The sequence below is a fragment of the Nocardia vulneris genome, assembly GCF_001613425.1.
Classification (GTDB): Bacteria; Actinomycetota; Actinomycetes; order Mycobacteriales; family Mycobacteriaceae; genus Nocardia; species Nocardia vulneris.
The window spans coordinates 450,747-467,979 of the sequence record NZ_BDCI01000004.1 but is presented as its reverse complement, the minus strand read 5'-3'; the positions used below and the strand labels follow the sequence as shown (position 1 = coordinate 467,979).

Genomic DNA, 17,233 nt, shown 5'->3' with positions numbered 1-17,233 from the left:
ATCGTATTCGCACGGAGTGAACGGGGCAAGAATCCGGACAAAAGCGGCCGTTTATCGGGTGGGGGGCGGCGTGGTGGTGGGTACCGGTTTGGCCGGAGTCGGCGCGGGTTTCGCCGGCGTCGGCTTCGGTTCGGCAGTGGTCGGTGCGGGCTGCTTGGTCGCGGGTGGCGCCGCAGGGGGCTGTACTGCCTGCGGCTGCTGGGCCGGTTGTGACTGCGCGGCCGGCGGTTGCTGCGGTGCGGGTGCGGACTGCGGTGTCGAGGGCGCGGACTGCGGTGCCGAGGGTGCCGCGGCGGGCGGTGGCGCTACGGCTGGTGCGGGTGGCGGCGGCGTCGCGGTCGAGGTCGGCGCGGGCCGGGCCGGGCTCGAACCCGGTGCCGTGGACGGTGTTCGCTGCGACTTCGGCTCGACGACGGTCGGCGCGGTGGTGGTGGGAGAGGTGGTCGGCGTGGTGGTGCGCGGCGTCGTCACCGGCGGCGGTGTGCTGGTGGTCGGCGCCGGGGTGGTGGTCGTGGCCGGGGCGGAGGTCTTCGGGGGTACCGGCACCGTCGTGGTCGGCCGCTTGTTGTCCGGCAACCCGGGGATCGTCAGCGGCATCGACGGCGGCGGTCCGGGCAGACGCAGCGGGCCGGGTTTGGGCGCCGGTGTGCCGGGCGCGGGGGGCGTGCAGAAAATCCCGCACGGGATCTGCCCGCGGCCGGGCACCGTGATCAAGACCTGGATTTGCAACGTCAACGTGCCGTTGGGGGTCGCGGTACCGGTGGGCTCCACCGTGGTCGTCGGCGCGGGCGTGGTGGACGGCGTCTCGGTCGTCGTGGGCGCCGCCGGATCGGCCGGCGGATCAGCGGGCGGATCGGCGGGCGGGGCGAGCGCGGCCGGATCGTCCACCACCATGCTCGAGCCGGTGCCCTCGGGCATGCTGCCGTCGGGCATGCTGTCCGGCACGGCGGCCGAGATCTCCACCGGCGTCGCACCGCCGGTCTTGTAGGCGTTGGCCCAGCTCAGCACGAGCGTCGCGTAGTCGCGGGAATTGTTGTAGCGCAACACCGCTCGCATCTCCTGCTGCGGATCGCGCAGGTCCAGCCCACCCGAGCAGAGGTATTTGCCCGCGGCCAGCGTGGCATCGAAGACGTTGTTCGGGTCGGTGTTGCCGTCACCGTCGCCGTCGGCGGCGTAGATCGCCCAGGTGCCCGGCAGGAACTGCATCGGGCCGACGGCGCGCACGAAACTGCCGTCGCTGGCCTTGATGATCTCGTTGCCGGGCAGGGTGCCGTCCAGCGCAGGGCCGAAAATGGTGCCCTTGGTGGTGCCCTTCTCGTCGATCCGCCCGTTGGCCGCGTGATTGGACTCCACCTTGCCGATACCGGCCAGCAGATACCAGGGCAGGCCGCATTTCGGCATCGATGATTCCGCGGACAGTTCGGCGTTGCGGTAGGCGGCGAGCAGCGGCTCCGGGATGCCGCGGGTGCCGTCCTGCGGCACCTCGACGTCCTGCAGGTCCAACGGGCCGTTGATCAGCGAATCACCCTCGGACAGCGGAGTTTCCGTCGACGAGTCACCGAGTTGTTCGGTGCCGGTGGGGGTGACGCTCGCCGACTGGTCGGTGACCGGGTAGGTCTGGTCGGTGGAGGTGGTCGCGGCCGCGAGCGTGCTGTCGGGTGCGTGTGCGGGCGGCGCGGTGTGCGCGGCCGAGCCGGTCATCAGCAACCCGGTCATTGCCAGCGCGGATACGGTAAATGGACCGGACATTCGCATCGGCACACCAATCTCTCGTACGTCTACAGCGCGGGCGGCGACTTGCGCGGCACCACCACGATTTCCGAAAGTTCGTCATCGACGCAAAGCACGCACGCGAATATCTACCGGGACATCCGCATTTCGCTGACCACCACAATTCACCCCGAAGGTGTCGACGGGTGTAATCGAGAAGTGTTGTACGAGTGGATGTCTCAGTAGGCGCCGGTACTCCTGTCGTGCGGTTGGCGAACAAGCGGCGCAATCATGACACGAAATGCGCCGGATCGGATTCCCCAGTCCCACTGGGGAGGACGCCGAATACCCTCCGGCGCCCCGAATTACGGTCCGACCGGCAGGTATCCCCAGTTCTGCGGTCCCCAGTCGGAACTCGGGCGCTGACCCATACTGCTGTGTGCACCCTGCTGTTCATTCGGAGGTCCGCAATGCGGAAGTTGTTTTTCCCCTACGTTTTCGGCGCGGTAATCGCGCTCATCGCACTTGTGCTACCCGGCCTGACCGCCACCGCCACGGCGGACCAGCCGCCGGCTACCGAGCGTGGCGTGACCGATATCGTTCCGGTGCCCGTTCAGGCGCGGCCGGACACCAAGGCGAATTTCAAGCTCGCCGCCGACAGCGTCATTCGCGCCGAACACCAGGCCAAGCCGGTCGCCGAATATCTGGCCGCATTGTTGCGGCCCGCCACCGGTTTTCGGTTGCCGGTGGTCGAGCGCCACGATCTGGCCAAGTCCGGGATCACCCTGCAACTCGGCGACGCCGGCCCGCGCGTGGGCGACCAGGGCTATCAGCTCTCGGTGACCAAACGCGGTGTCACGCTGCGGGCGAACACCACCGCGGGCCTGTTCGGCGGCGTGCAGTCGCTGCGCCAGCTCTTCCCCGCCTCGATCAACAAAACCACTGTGCAGAAACAGGATTGGATTGTCTCCGGTGGTGAAGTAGTCGACTACCCCCGGTTCGCGCACCGCGCAGCGATGCTCGATGTGGCCCGGCACTTCTTCAAGCCCGACCAGGTAAAGCGCTATATCGACCAGATCGCGCAGTACAAGATCAACACGCTGCACCTGCACCTGACCGATGATCAGGGCTGGCGGATCGAGATCAAGAGCTGGCCCAAGCTCGCCGAGATCGGCGGCCAGACCGCCGTGGGCGGTGACCCGGGTGGGTATTACACCCAGGAGCAGTACCGCGACATCGTCGCTTACGCCGCGTCGCGACACATCACGGTGATCCCCGAGGTCGACATGCCCGGCCACACCAACGCCGCGCAGGCCTCCTACGGCGAATTGAACTGTGACGGAAAGCCCGTGCCGCCGCGTACCGATATCGAGGTCGGCTACAGCTCGCTGTGCATCGGCAAGCCGATCACCTACAAGTTCGTCGAGGACGTCATCCGCGAGCTCGCCGCCATGACCCCCGGCCCGTACCTGCACATCGGCGGCGACGAGGCGCACTCCACCTCGCCCGCGGACTACCAGACCTTCTACGACAAGGTCTCGCCGATGCTGGCCACCTACGACAAGAAGGCCATCGGCTGGCACAACATCGTCGTCACCAACCCGCCGACCTCGACCATCGCGCAGTACTGGGATCCGGCCAACACCAACGCCGATGTCGCCGCCGCGGCGGCCCGGGGCAACAAGGTCCTGATGTCGCCGGCCAACAAGTCCTACCTGGACATGAAGTACAACCCCAACACCCCGCTCGGCCTGCACTGGGCCGGTTATGTCGAGGTGAAGGACGCCTACAACTGGGATCCGGCGACCTTCCTGCAGGGCGTCTCGGAGAAGCAGGTCATCGGCATCGAGGCCCCGCTGTGGTCGGAGACCCTGCGGACCAGCGCCGACATCGAGTTCATGGCCTTCCCCCGCTTGGCGGGCGCGGCCGAGATCGGCTGGTCCCCGGCCGCGACGCACAACTGGGACAGCTACCGCGCGCGACTGGCCAAGCAAGGACTGATCTGGGCCGCGCAGGGCATCAACTTCTACCGCTCGCCGCAGGTGGATTGGAAATAGCCGGATACTCGAAAGGAGTTCGAAGTGTCGCTTTACAGATCAGCTCTCGTCGCTTGCTTCGCCCTACTGTCCGCCTTGGGCACGGTCACCGTCCCGACCGCACTCGCCGAGTCACAGGCGCAGGCGCCCGCTGTGGACACCGACGGTGACGGACTCAGCGACGAATGGGAGACGAAGGGTTACGACGCCAACGGTGACGGGAAGATCGATGTGGATCTTCCGGCCATGGGCGCGGATCCCAAGCACAAGGATCTCTTCGTCGAGATGGACTACATGAACGGTCGCCTGCCGACCACCGCCGCGCTCGATCGGGTCGTCGCGGTGTTCGCCACCTCGCCGGTGACCAACCCGGACGGGCGCAACGGCATCAAGATCCACCTGGACGCGGGCAATGCCCGGGGCGCTGCCTACAACCTCGGCGGCGGCAACCAGGTGCCCTACGACAACAACCTGTCGCCGGTGGACAGCCAGGTGGCGGCCATCAAGCGAACCAACTTCGCCGCCAATCGGTCGCGCATCTTCCACTACATGATCTGGGCCGACTCGTACGACAACGGGTGCAGCAGCGGTATCTCGCTGGGTATCCCGGCCGACACCTTCATCGTGGCACTCGGCCCGAAGTGCAACTGGACGCCCGACGACAACGAGAACGTGGGCACGTTCATCCACGAGCTGGGCCACAACCTGGGGCTCAAGCACGGCGGTGTGGACCACACCAACTACAAGCCGAACTACCTCAGCGTGATGAACTACAGCTTCCAGTTCGGCGGCGTGCCGAAGACCGACGGCTCGTCGTATTTCGGCTACTCCAGCGTGAATCCGCCTGCGCTGGACGAAACCGCGCTGCAAGAGCGGCAAGGCATGGGCCCGGTGTCCGCGGGTTGGCGCACGGTCTACTTCTGCCCCGACGGCTCCCGTAAGCGGACCGGCGCGGCCGATCAGCCGATCGACTGGAACTGCAACGGTTCCATCGCCTCCGGTTCGGTGCGCAGCAGCATCAACAACGACGGCAGCTACAACACCTTGCGGGCCCAGAACAATTGGGCATCAGTGGTATTCGACGGCGGCAGCATCGGCACCGTCGGTCCCGAATCGCGCAGGCTGCCCGAGCGTTCCCCCGACGAGATGACCAAGGAGCAGTACGACCAGATGAAGAACGTCCGCGACTGACCCCCGCAGCCGTCCCGTATGGATTCCCGGTGACGGGGCCCGCGCTGGCCCCGCACCGGGAATCGCCCTGTGTGTCGCATGGCCGAAAGACGCCATAGCAATGATTTGCCACGGCACTACCCGCACGGGTCGGTCCTAGGTCGGCGGTCCCGCCGATGTGCGATGATCACGCAGGTGAGCAGTACATCCGAGGCGGACCGCCTGCGTGATCTCGCCCGGTTGCGGCGAGTCCGCGATCGCATCGACCGGGAGTACGCACAGCCGCTCGACGTCGAGGCGCTCGCCCGCGACGCGCACATGTCGGCCGGGCATCTCAGTCGCCAGTTCCGGATCGCCTACGGCGAGTCGCCGTACTCCTACCTGATGACGCGCCGGATCGAACGGGCGATGGCGTTGCTGCGCCGGGGCGACCTCAGCGTCACCGAGATCTGCTTCGCGGTCGGCTGCTCCTCGCTGGGCACCTTCAGCACCCGCTTCACCGAGTTGGTCGGCCTGTCGCCGAGCGCGTACCGGAAAGCGATCGCCGACCAGACCACGGAGATGCCGACCTTCATCACCAAACAGGTCACCAGACCGATCAGGAATCGAGAAGCGTCGACCCGGCAGCCGGATCTAGCGTGAATGCCATGGACATCAGCATTCTTTCCAGCTTTCTCCCGCAAGACGACCCGGAGGCCGCGATCGCGTTCTACCGCGACACGCTCGGCTTCGAGGTGCGCAAGGACGTCGGGTTCAACGGCATGCGGTGGATCACCGTCGGCCCGCCCGACCAGCCCGGCACCTCCATCGTGCTGCATCCGCCCGCCGCGGATCCCGGCATCACCGACGAAGAGCGCCGCGTCGTCACCGAGATGATGGCCAAGGGCACCTACGGCGCGCTGCTGCTGGCGACCAAGAACGTCGACGACACCTTCGAGAAGGTGCAGGCCGGCGACGCCGAGGTGGTGCAGGAGCCGACCGATCAGCCCTACGGCGTGCGCGACTGTGCCTTCCGCGATCCCGCGGGCAACTTGATCCGTATTCAGGAAGTGCGCTGAGCGATTCGGCGATCGGGGTCGCGCCGGGCACACCGGCACCGTGCCCACGCGGCCCCGCCTAACCAAGATGGAGACAGGATGAGCAGCGCCACCAGGGCGAACTCGAAGCAGGCCGCACGCCACGCCGCGGACAGTCACGACGCGATCCGGGTGGTCGGCGCGCGCGTGAACAACCTGAAGGACGTCAGCATCGAGCTACCGAAGCGCAGGCTGACGGTGTTCACCGGTGTTTCCGGCTCGGGCAAGAGCTCTCTGGTGTTCAGCACCATCGCCGCGGAGTCGCAGCGGCTGATCAACGAAACCTACAGCAGTTTCGTGCAGGGTTTCATGCCGACGCTGGCCCGGCCCGAGGTCGACGTGCTCGACGGGCTGACCACCGTGATCACCGTCGACCAGCAGCGGATGGGCTCGGATCCGCGCTCCACGGTCGGCACCGCCACCGACGCCAACGCCATGTTGCGCATCCTGTTCAGCAGGCTCGGCAAGCCGCATATCGGCTCGCCGCAGGCGTACTCCTTCAACGTCGCCTCGATCAGCGGCGCGGGTGCGGTCAACATCGAGCGGGCCGGGCGCACCATCCGGGAGCGGCGCAGCTTCAGCATCACCGGCGGCATGTGCCCGCGCTGCGAAGGGCGCGGCTCGGTCTCCGATATCGATCTCACCCAGCTCTACGACGACTCGAAGTCGCTGGCCGAGGGCGCGTTCACCATCCCAGGCTGGAAGTCGGACAGCTTCTGGACGGTGCGCGTCTACGCCGAGTCGGGCTTCGTCGATCCGAACAAGCCGATCCGCAAGTACACCAAGCGGGAACTCAACGATTTCCTCTACAAGGAACCGGTGAAGGTCAAGGTCGACGGCGTCAACCTCACCTACGAGGGGCTCATCCCCAAGATCCAGAAATCGTTCCTGTCCAAGGACAAGGAGTCGATGCAGCCGCATATCCGCGCGTTCGTCGAGCGCGCGGTCACCTTCACCACCTGTCCGGACTGCGCGGGCACTCGGCTCAGCGAAGAGGCCAGGTCGTCGAAGATCAAGCGCAAGAACATCGCCGACCTGTGCGCGATGGAGATCCGCGATCTGGTCGAGTGGGTGCGCGCACTGAAAGAGCCGTCGGTGCAGCCGCTGCTCGATTCGCTGGTGGCCACCCTCGACTCGTTCGTCGAGATCGGGCTCGGCTATCTCTCGCTGGAGCGGCCGTCGGGCACGTTGTCGGGCGGAGAAGCCCAGCGGGTCAAGATGATTCGCCACCTCGGCTCGGCGCTCACCGACGTCACCTACGTTTTCGACGAGCCCACCATCGGCCTGCACCCGCACGATATCCAGCGGATGAACGACCTGCTGCGGCAATTGCGGGACAAGGGCAACACGGTGCTCGTCGTTGAGCACAAGCCGGAGACGATCGCGATCGCCGACCACGTCGTCGATCTCGGTCCCGGCGCGGGTTCCGGCGGCGGCACCATCTGTTACGAGGGCTCGGTCGAGGGTCTGCGGGCCAGCGGCACCATCACCGGACGGCATTTCGACGACCGGGCTGCGCTGAAGGAGTCGGTGCGTAAACCCACTGGCGCACTGGAGATCCGGAATGCCACGCGGCACAACCTCCGGGGCGTCGACGTCGACATTCCGCTCGGGGTGCTGTGTGTCGTCACCGGTGTCGCGGGATCCGGCAAGAGCTCGCTCGTGCACGGCTCGATTCCGGCGTCCGAAGGCGTGGTCGCCGTGGACCAGACGCCGATCCGCGGTTCCCGGCGCAGCAACCCGGCCACCTACACCGGCCTGCTCGAACCGATCCGTAAGGCGTTCGCGAAGGCCAACGGCGTCAAACCCGCACTGTTCAGCGCGAATTCGGAAGGCGCGTGCCCGAACTGCAACGGCGCGGGCGTGATCTACACCGACCTCGGGATGATGGCGGGCACCGCGAGCACCTGTGATGTGTGCGAGGGCAAGCGATTCGACGCCTCGGTGCTGGATTATCATCTCGGCGGCCGCGACATCAGCGAGGTGCTCGCCATGTCGGTGCGCGAGGCGGAGGAGTTCTTCGGCTCGGGCGAAGCGCGCATCCCCGCCGCGCACGCCATCCTGGTACGGCTCGTCGATGTCGGGCTCGGCTACCTCACCATCGGGCAGCCGCTCACCACGCTGTCCGGCGGCGAACGGCAACGGCTCAAGCTGGCCACCCACATGGCCGACAAGGGCGGGGTCTACGTCCTCGACGAGCCGACCACCGGTCTGCACCTCGCCGACGTGGAGAACCTGCTCAACCTGCTCGACCGCCTGGTCGAGTCCGGTAAGTCGGTCATCGTCATCGAGCACCACCAGGCCGTGATGGCGCACGCCGACTGGATCATCGACCTGGGGCCGGGCGCGGGTCACGACGGCGGCAAGATCGTCTTCGAAGGCACGCCCGCCGAACTCGTCGCGGCGCGGTCCACGCTCACCGGGGAACATCTGGCCGATTACGTCGGCGCCTGAGCGAGGGCGCACCGCAGACAAAGACCGACGCCGTACGGCCCCCGAGGGTTGGGCCGTACGGCGTCGATCTTCGGTTCTGCTGAATTCGCTTGTGCCGCTTGATCGGAGCCGATCAGCGCGGCAGGCCCATACCCTCGGCCAGTAGCGGCCAGGAATTGTGCAGGGCCTCTTCCCAATACGGCCAGTAGTGCGTGCCGACCGGATTGAACTGGTAGGTGGCCGGGATCTGCAGCGAGTCCAGGCGGTTCTTCAGATTTGCCGTGCACCCGTTGACGGCGGCCTCGATGATCACCCCGAGGCCGAGGTTCACCGCACCCGTCGGGCCCGGCGCCTTGCCGAGGTAGTAGTTGACGTCCTCCAGCACCGGGATGCCGCTCCCGCTGGAGATGTAAAGCAGTGTGCCGCGCAACTTTTCGGCATTGAGCACCGGATCGTTCGCGGCCCACAGCGGGCTGTCGGCGGGGCCGTACATGTTGTCGGTGCTACCGCCGGACCACGTCTCGACCGCGAACTTGACGAACTGCCGGCCCGCGGGATCGGCCAACTGCGCGCAACCGCTGTAGGCGGCGACCGCTTTCCAGAGGCCCGGTTTGGCCTCTGCCAGCTGCAACACCGAGGTGCCGGAGGTCGACAGGCCGGTCAACGCGTTGCGACCGGTGGACTGCAAGGCCTTGTCCAGCAGTGGCGGCAGTTCCTCGGTGAAGAACGTCCGCCACTTGTTGAGCCCGAGCACCGGGTCGCGCTGCTGCCAGTCGGTGTAGTAACTCGCGCGGCCGCCGATCGGCTGGATCACGTTGACCGGCTTGTCGGCCAGCCATTCGAGCGCCTTGGTCTGGGCCTGCCAGCTGGCCGTGCCCTCGCCGCCGTCGAGGCCGTTGAGCATGTAGAGGTTCGGTGCGGGCACCGACTCGTTCGCCGGGCGCTGCACATCGACCGCGATCTCGGTGTCCATCGCCGCCGAGTACACCTTCAGGTGCCACAGCCGCCCCTCTTTCGTGAGGGTGGTGATGGCCGAGGCCCGCTGCGGTTCGGCCGAGGCGGTCCCACCGAGCAGGCTCACCGACAGCATCGCCGCGAGTGCCACGACGGTGGTACGCACCGCGACCCCGGCCCGCGACGATCGTCTCTTCAGTCGAACATGCATCTGTTTGCGTACTCCCTTTGCTTGCGGTGCGCCGAGCGGAACCACGGATACCCGCCCGGTTATGTCTGTTCCGACGGGAAAACTGTTACACGGCAGCGTTGTTCGGCTGCGCGCGCAGCCCGCTGCCGATGCTCGATCCGCCCCCGGCGCGCCGCGGGCCGCGTCGTCGAATTCATCTCATTCATGCCAGCTACATCGAATGAAGCTGCTGCTCATTATTTCGAGTAAAGAGTTAGGACTTTCGTCTCGGCGCTGCGTTCGGAGACGGTTCCGACTCGTCTTGCAATAAATCTCATGAACCCCTAATAATGCCCCTATCGCATATGTGGCATGGGTCACCGATCGGCGTGAGTTCGCTTGTGCCGCAAACGGCAGGCAATGGGTAATCCGGTGTCGTGTTCAGATTATCGATTCTTATTGTTAACCGCCTGTACCCGGTGCAAGCCTCAGGTTACCCGCGAGGCAACCTTTCGATACCGACCGCGCGGTAGCCTCGGATGGAAGCTATCTGGCAGCAACTTTCAAGTGAAAACCTCGATCGGGAGTGGGAAGGTGCGGTTCATGATAAAAATCCGGCGAGCGATCGGCGGCCGTGCTGTCGACGTAGGGAAATCCGACATGTCACGAACTGGTCAAGTGACCAATCGTGACGGCAGCCGCTGAGCAAGCTGCTGGACAAAGAAATGTGCAGGGGAGATCGAAGTGCGGGATAGCGCATCCGTTGCGGCTGGGCCGACGCGGGAACCGGGCCGTGCGCGACGGGCGCGCGCGCCGCGGTCCGGGGGCGCCACGCTGCCGCGATTGCTGGCGGTGGCGGTGGAAGCCGATCCGGACGGGACCGCGGTCGCGTTCCGGGGCACCGCGTTGCGCTATCGCGAACTGGACGATCTGTCCTCGCGCTTGGCGCGCCTGCTGATCGGGCGGGGGATCGGCCCCGGAGATCTGGTCGCGGTCGCGATCGAATCCGCGGTCGAGGCGGTGCTCGTGATGTGGGCGGTGGCGAAGACCGGCGCGGGCTTTCTCGTGCTCGACCCGCACGAGTCCGAGCGGCGGGAGCGGTTGGTGACGGCCGCGGGGCCGGTCATCGGCTGTACCGCGGCGGCGACCGGCGCGGATACGCCCTACGGGCTCGACTGGCTGGTGGTCGATGACCCCGGTGTGCGGCGTGAACTCGCCCAGTTGTCCAGTGAGCCAGTGACTTACGCGGATCGGCTACGCCCCGTGGAAGGTGCTGACATCGCCTATCTGTCCGGATCGTGCATTGCGGACAGCGAAGTCGTGCCCGTGACACAGGCCGAGGTGGCGGCGATCGAACCGCTCCTGGAGCGCGGACAGGTGCCGGGCCAGCTGGGCGTCTTCTTCGGCACCGTCTTCCCCCGCACGGCGTATCCGAGCCCGGACAAAACGTTGGCCAGCTCGTTCGACGAGGTGGTCCGGGCGTTCCCGGATGCCACCGCGGTGACCTGCGGTCCCGCGGCACTGACCTATCGCGAACTCGACGTGCGGTCGAACAGGCTGGCGCGCAGGCTGATCGCGCGCGGGATCGGTCCCGAGCATGTGGTGGCGGTGGCCCTGCCGCGCTCGGTGGATCTGGTGGTTGCCCTCCTGGCGATCATCAAGGCGGGCGGCGCGTATCTGCCGATCGATCCGGCCTATCCGGCCGACCGGATCGCCTATCTGCTGGCCGACGCCGCACCGGCGTGTGTGCTGACCCGTGCCGGAATCACGCTGCCCGGCACGACACCCACGATCGATGTGGGCCGGGTGGTCGACCTCAACGGCGCGCCGATCGATGACGACGAGCGTGTGCTGGCCTTGCGTCCGGAGAACCTTGCGTACGTGATCTACACCTCGGGATCCACCGGGCGCCCCAAAGGTGTGCAGGTCCCGCATCGCAACGTGCTCGCGTTGTTCGCGAACACCCGGGCGCAGTTCGGCTTCGACCAGCGGGACGTGTGGACGATGTTCCACTCGTACGCCTTCGACTTCGCGGTGTGGGAGCTGTGGGGGGCATTGCTGCACGGCGGCAAGTTGGTCGTCGTGGACTACGAAACCTCCCGTGCCCCTGACCAATTCCTGGAATTGCTGCGTGCCGAGCGAGTTACCGTGCTGAATCAGACACCGTCGGCGTTTTATCAGCTTGCCGAGGTGGACCGCGCGGTGTCGTCGGACGACGCGGTCCATGCGCCATTGTCTTTGCGGTACATCGTATTCGGCGGTGAAGCGCTCGATTTCCGCCGGGTGGACGCGTGGCAGCACCGGCACGGTCCCGGCGTCCGGTTGGTGAATATGTACGGCATCACCGAGACCACGGTGCATACCACTTTTCATTCCGTTGTCATCGGCGAGCGCAGCGTAATCGGCACTGCGGTAACCGGATTGCAAATTCTGGTGCTCGACGACCGGATGCGTCCGGTCCCCGCGGGCGTGCCGGGGGAGATCTATGTCGCGGGCGTGCAGCTGGCGCGCGGTTATCTCGGCCGGGCCGGCCTGACCGCGGGCCGGTTCGTGGCGAACCCGTTCGCCCCCAACGGTTCCCGTCTCTACCGGTCCGGCGATCTGGCCGCTTGGCAGGCCGACGGCAAGCTCGTATACCTCGGCCGCGCCGATGACCAGGTGAAGATACGCGGGTTCCGCGTCGAACTCGGTGAGATCGAGACCGCGCTGCTCGCCGTGGCATCGGTACGACAGGCCGCCGTGGTCGTCCGCGAGGACACCCCGGGTGTTCGGCGGATCGTCGCGTACGTGGTCGGAGCGGTGCCGCCCGCGGCGGTGCGCGCCGCGGCGGCCAAGCTACTGCCAGAGCATATGGTGCCGTCGGCGATCGTTCGCATCGACGCACTGCCGCTGACCCCGCACGGCAAACTGGACCGTAAGGCGTTGCCCGCGCCGGTCATCGAGACCGCGGTATTCCGTGCGCCGACGCAGCCCCTCGAACGGACCGTCGCCGAGGTGTTCGCCGCAATTCTCGGCGATGTCCGAATCGGTGTGGACGACAACTTCTTCGCGCTCGGCGGCAACTCGCTGCTGGCCGCGCAGGCCGCGGCCCGGCTCGGCGCCGCCCTGGATGCGCGGGTGCCCGCGCGGCTGCTCTTCCACGCGCCCACGGTCGCGGATCTGGCCGTCGAGGTCGGCAGACATCTGGGCACGGGGGCGCGCCGGCCGCTCGTGGCCGGACCGCGCCCGGAGCGCATCCCGCTCTCGATGGCCCAGCAGCGCATGTGGTTCATCAATCAGTTCGACCCCGCCTCGGCCGTCTACAACATCCCGGTCGCGGTGCGGTTGACCGGCGAACTCGACCCGGTCGCGCTGCGCCTGGCGGTCGGCGATGTGATCGCGCGGCACGAAACGTTGCGCACCTGCTACCCCCAGTCCGATGGCGTTGCCTACCAGTCGATCCTGGAACCGGCGCAGGCGGCGTTCGATCTCACCGTGGAAACGATCGACGCGGCCGCTGTGCTGCCCCGCGTCGTCGCGGTGGCGACCACCGGATTCGATGTGGCAGTGCAGGTTCCGTTGCGCGTCGAGCTGTTCCGGATCGCCGCCGGGGCCGCCCCGAGCACCGAGCACGTGCTGGTCCTCGTCGCGCATCACATCTGCAGCGACGGGTGGTCGATGCTGCCGTTGACCCGAGATGTGATGGTGGCCTATGCGGCTCGCTCGACCGGCGTCGCGCCCGAGTGGACGCCGCTCCCGGTGCAGTACGCCGATTTCAGTGTCTGGCAGCGGGCGACCCTCGGTGCCGAAACCGATCCGGGCAGCTTGCTCGCCGGCCAGGCGCGGTTCTGGCGCGCCGAACTGGCCGATGCGCCCGACGAATTCGACCTGCCGTTCGATCGGCCGCGGCCCGCGACGCGCTCGTTCGCCGGAGGGCACGTGGCCTTTTCGATCGACGGCGCGGTGTATAGCGGACTGACGGAACTGTCCCGCGACCACAACGCGACGCTGTTCATGGTGGTGCATGCCGCTTTCGCGGTGTTGCTGTCCCGGTGGTCGGGTACCGACGATGTCGTCGTCGGCACGGCGGTGGCGGGGCGGGGTGAACCCGAACTCGACGATCTCATCGGCATGTTCGTCAATACGCTGGTCCTGCGCACGCAAGTGCGGGCTCAGGAGAACTTCGAGGAACTCCTCACGCGGGTCCGAGACAGCGACCTGCAGGCGTTCGCGCACGCCGATCTTCCGTTCGAGCGGCTGGTCGAACTGCTCGAGCCGGACCGCTCGACCGCGCGAAATCCCTTGTTCCAGGTCGGTTTAGCGTTCCAGAATCTCCCGGCGGCGGCCTTCGAACTACCCGGGCTGTCGGTCACCGCGGTCGATGTCGAGAACGCTGTCGAGAAATGTGATCTGTCCTTGGTGATCGGCGAGAACGATGCGGGGCTGGCGGGCCGGTTCTCCTACGCTCGGGACCTGTTCGACGAGGCCACGATTCGGCACGCCACCGAGCGGTTCGCGCGGTTGCTCGCGGCGATCGTCGCTCAGCCGCGCCGACCGGTGGGGGATCTGCCATTGCTCGCGGCCGACGAGTACACCGCGCTCACCCGGCACCATCCCGCGACGATGCCGCGGGGGGTGCCGATGCCGGACCTGCTGCTGCGGGGCATGGCGCATGGGCGCGACCGCATCGCGGTCCGCGAGGACGGCCGCTCGATCAGCTACGGCGAACTCGACGAGCACTCTTCGCGATTGGCCCGGGTGCTGATCGATCACGGCGTTGGCCCGGAGCGACTTGTCGTCGTGGCACTGCCGCGCGGGTACGCGATGCTCGCCGCGGTGCTGGCGGTGGGCAAAGCCGGGGGCGCCTACGTTCCGGTCGACCCGGCGTATCCGGTGGATCGGGTGCGTCACATGGTGATCGACTCGGCGGCGGTACTCGGTGTCACCACCACCGAACACCTGGAGCGGTTGCCCGACGAGGTGACCTGGCTCGAGCTCGATCATCCCGACGTCGCCGCACGCTGCGCTCGCCGCTCGGCAGCGCCGGTCACCGATGTCGATCGGAGCACGGCACTGCACCTGCACAATCCGGCATATCTGATCTACACCTCCGGGTCGACAGGTGTGCCGAAGGGGGTCGTGGTGACGCACGCTGGACTGGCCGGGGTGGTCGAGCATGCCGTGGACATCATGGGCATCGGTTCGGAACATATTCTGCTGCACTCGATTTCGCCGAGTTTCGATCCCGCCGCGCTGGAGTGGCTGTGCGCGTTGTCGGTCGGGGCGACCTTGGTGATGCTGCCGCCCACCGTGTTCGGCGGCCCCGAGTTCGCCGCGGTGCTGCGGGACGAGCGGGTGACGCATTGCAGCGTCACTCCGGCGATGCTCAGCACCGTCGATCCGGCCGAGGTGCCGACCCGTACGTTCCTGGTGGGCGGCGATGTCACCCCGCCCGATCTGGTGGCGAAGTGGGAACCCGGCCGCCGCTACGTCAACGCCTACGGTCCGACCGAGGTCACCATCGCCGCGACCTTCGGTGCCCAGCACGCGGGGCGCGAGGTCACCATCGGCGGACCGGTGCGCGGGGTGACCGCGATGGTGCTGGACGCTCGGCTGCATCCGGTGCCGCCTGGCGTGACCGGCGAATTGTATTTAGCGGGTGCTACGTTGGCCCGCGGCTACCATGACCGCGCCGCGCTCACGGCGCACCGGTTCGTCGCCAACCCCTGGGGTGAACCGGGGGAGCGGATGTTCCGGACCGGTGATCTGGTGCGCTGGTGTGCGTCGGCCGACGGGCAGTCGCCTTGTGCGCTGAAGTACCTGGGGCGCTCCGATTTCCAGGTGAAGATCCGTGGGTTCCGGATCGAACTCGGTGAGATCGACGCGGTGCTGGGCGCACCCGACGATGTCGGGTTCGCGGTCACTGTCGGGCACGAGACACCCACGGGGGAAACGGTTCTGGTCGGCTACGTGCGCGCGGAACCGGGACGTACGCTCGACCCGGACCGGCTTCGCACGGCAGCCGAGCGCATCCTGCCACGGCACATGGTGCCCGCCGCGATCGTCGTGCTCGACGAGGTACCGCTGACCCCGGTCGGCAAGCTCGATCGAAAAGCGTTGCCCGCACCCAGTTTCGGTGCCGCGACGTTCCGTGCGCCGGCCACGCCGACCGAGGAGATCGTGGCCGCGGTCTTCGCGGAGGTACTCGAGCTCGAACAGGTCGGGGCCGACGACGACTTCTTCGCGCGCGGCGGCACCTCCCTGCGCACGCTCACCCTGCAACACGCGCTGGCGGCGCACGGCATCGAGTTGCCCGCCGCGGCGGTCTTCGGCGCGTCCACCGTGCGTGCGCTCGCCGCGCGCATCGCGGGTCAGGAAGCCGCACTGCACGATCCGGCGGTGGTCGCGGCCGATGCGGTGCTCGGGCCGGACATCTCGGTCGACGGTCGCACGCCGAGTCACCGCGGTGGTGCCCGCGACGTGCTGTTGACCGGAGCGACCGGGTTCGTCGGTGCGTACCTGTTGCGCGAACTGCTGGACCGCACCGACGCCGTGGTGTGGTGTCTGGTGCGGGCCGAGAATGCTGGGGCGGGTCGTGCGCGAATCCAGGAGGCCCTGGCGCGGTATCAGCTGTGGGACGATGCGTTGGAGACCCGGATCGTCCCGGTACCAGGCGATCTCGCACAGCCCGCGTTCGGTCTGTCCGATACCGAACATGCCTGGCTCGCCGACCGGATCGACGTCATCTATCACAACGGTGCCCGCGTCAATCACCTCGAGCACTATGCGCGGTTGCGTGCCGCCAATGTCGAGGGAACACGGGAAGTGTTGCGGCTGGCCACTACTCGCCGGCTCAAACCCGTGCACTTCGTTTCGACCGTCAACACCGTGATCTCGACCGAGCCGGGCGCGTCCGTGTACGAGAACACCCGGATCAGGGCGGACGAGCTACCGGCCCAGGGATACATCTCGTCCAAATGGGCTGCCGAGCAACTGATCCTGCAAGCGGCCGAGCGCGGCGTGCCCGCGCGGGTCTATCGCCCGGGACTGGTGTCCGGGGATCTTCAGGTCGGCATCAACAGCCCCGACGACTCGTTCTGGAACATGGTCCGTGCGGCGGTGATCCTCGGCGTCGCCCCCGACGTCGGCGCGGCGAGCATCGCACTGGTGCCGGTGACCTACGTGGCGCGGGCCATCGTCGAGATCTCGCTGAGCCCCGCCACCGCCACCGCCTACCATCTGGTGAACGACGAGCCGGTGGCCGTCCGCACCCTCTTCGACTGTCTGCGTCGCCGCGGATTCCCCATCGAGACAGCGATATTCGACGACGTCCGCCGCCGCCTCACCGAACAAGCGCACACCCGCTTCCAGACCGGCGACGACTCCCTGGTCCGCGCCGCCCTGCTCGGCGGCAATTTCGCCACCACCCCGCTCGACCGGGTCATCGACGCCACCAACACCGCGCGCGCCCTCGCCGACAGCGCGATCACCTGCCACCCCATCGACGACCACGCCCTGGACACCTACATCACCGCCTTCCTCCGCACCGGCTTCTTCCCCGCCCGTAGCGGTTCCGGCTAGCGTGCGCACAGATCTCTACGGAAGTTGCCGTGTCGCTTCGGAATCGGTTGTGGCGTCTACGGTGGTCGGCTGCCGGGACATGACGTGTCGTCGTAGGTTTGTGTTCGGGTTGTCGGCGGCAGGGG

Annotated in this window: 8 protein-coding genes; 6 read left to right on the top strand and 2 right to left on the bottom strand. The window is 67.3% G+C overall.

What is annotated here, in order from left to right; genetic code table 11:
• Positions 1 to 51: 51 nt before the first annotated feature.
• Entirely contained in the window at positions 52 to 1,716 is a 1,665-nt protein-coding gene (locus NVU01S_RS08110; protein ID WP_063048084.1) for a lytic transglycosylase domain-containing protein, read from the bottom strand.
• A gap of 464 nt (positions 1,717 to 2,180) precedes the next feature.
• Between NVU01S_RS08110 and NVU01S_RS08105 the strand changes: the two genes are divergently transcribed.
• The 5 genes from NVU01S_RS08105 (at position 2,181) to NVU01S_RS08085 (ending at position 8,446) form a co-directional block, all read left to right on the top strand.
• Positions 2,181 to 3,767 carry a beta-N-acetylhexosaminidase gene (locus tag NVU01S_RS08105; RefSeq protein ID WP_043663317.1) on the top strand — a complete coding sequence of 529 codons (1,587 nt, stop codon included), beginning with the start codon at positions 2,181 to 2,183 and terminating at the stop codon, positions 3,765 to 3,767.
• A gap of 24 nt (positions 3,768 to 3,791) precedes the next feature.
• Positions 3,792 to 4,937, top strand: coding sequence for a hypothetical protein (locus NVU01S_RS08100; RefSeq protein ID WP_043663320.1), 1,146 nt, complete (start codon positions 3,792 to 3,794; stop codon positions 4,935 to 4,937).
• A gap of 162 nt (positions 4,938 to 5,099) precedes the next feature.
• Positions 5,100 to 5,558, top strand: a complete 459-nt coding sequence (locus NVU01S_RS08095) for a helix-turn-helix transcriptional regulator (RefSeq protein WP_043663323.1) — start codon at positions 5,100 to 5,102, stop codon at positions 5,556 to 5,558.
• A 5-nt stretch (positions 5,559 to 5,563) separates the two neighbouring features.
• Positions 5,564 to 5,974, top strand: coding sequence for a VOC family protein (locus tag NVU01S_RS08090; RefSeq protein ID WP_043663679.1), 411 nt, complete (start codon positions 5,564 to 5,566; stop codon positions 5,972 to 5,974).
• A gap of 78 nt (positions 5,975 to 6,052) precedes the next feature.
• Positions 6,053 to 8,446, top strand: a complete 2,394-nt coding sequence (locus tag NVU01S_RS08085; RefSeq protein WP_043663325.1) for an ATP-binding cassette domain-containing protein — start codon at positions 6,053 to 6,055, stop codon at positions 8,444 to 8,446.
• A 112-nt stretch (positions 8,447 to 8,558) separates the two neighbouring features.
• On the opposite strand, the gene NVU01S_RS08080 is transcribed toward NVU01S_RS08085, so the two are convergent.
• Complete coding sequence (locus tag NVU01S_RS08080; protein ID WP_175068873.1) at positions 8,559 to 9,590, bottom strand: alpha/beta hydrolase; 1,032 nt, start codon at positions 9,588 to 9,590, stop codon at positions 8,559 to 8,561.
• An 810-nt stretch (positions 9,591 to 10,400) separates the two neighbouring features.
• On the opposite strand from NVU01S_RS08080, the gene NVU01S_RS08075 reads away from it, so the two are divergent.
• Entirely contained in the window at positions 10,401 to 17,108 is a 6,708-nt protein-coding gene (locus tag NVU01S_RS08075) for a non-ribosomal peptide synthetase (protein WP_244467086.1), read from the top strand.
• Positions 17,109 to 17,233: the final 125 nt, after the last annotated feature.

Bases quoted from the DNA above. Each gene is read 5' to 3' on its own strand.
- NVU01S_RS08085 (WP_043663325.1), top strand. From the start codon at position 6,053: ATGAGCAGCGCCACCAGGGCGAACTCGAAGCAGGCCGCACGCCACGCC.
- NVU01S_RS08090 (WP_043663679.1), top strand. From the start codon at position 5,564: ATGGACATCAGCATTCTTTCCAGCTTTCTCCCGCAAGACGACCCGGAG.
- NVU01S_RS08080 (WP_175068873.1), bottom strand. From the start codon at position 9,590: ATGCATGTTCGACTGAAGAGACGATCGTCGCGGGCCGGGGTCGCGGTG.
- NVU01S_RS08095 (WP_043663323.1), top strand. From the start codon at position 5,100: ATGATCACGCAGGTGAGCAGTACATCCGAGGCGGACCGCCTGCGTGAT.
- NVU01S_RS08110 (WP_063048084.1), bottom strand. From the start codon at position 1,716: ATGACCGGGTTGCTGATGACCGGCTCGGCCGCGCACACCGCGCCGCCC.
- NVU01S_RS08105 (WP_043663317.1), top strand. From the start codon at position 2,181: ATGCGGAAGTTGTTTTTCCCCTACGTTTTCGGCGCGGTAATCGCGCTC.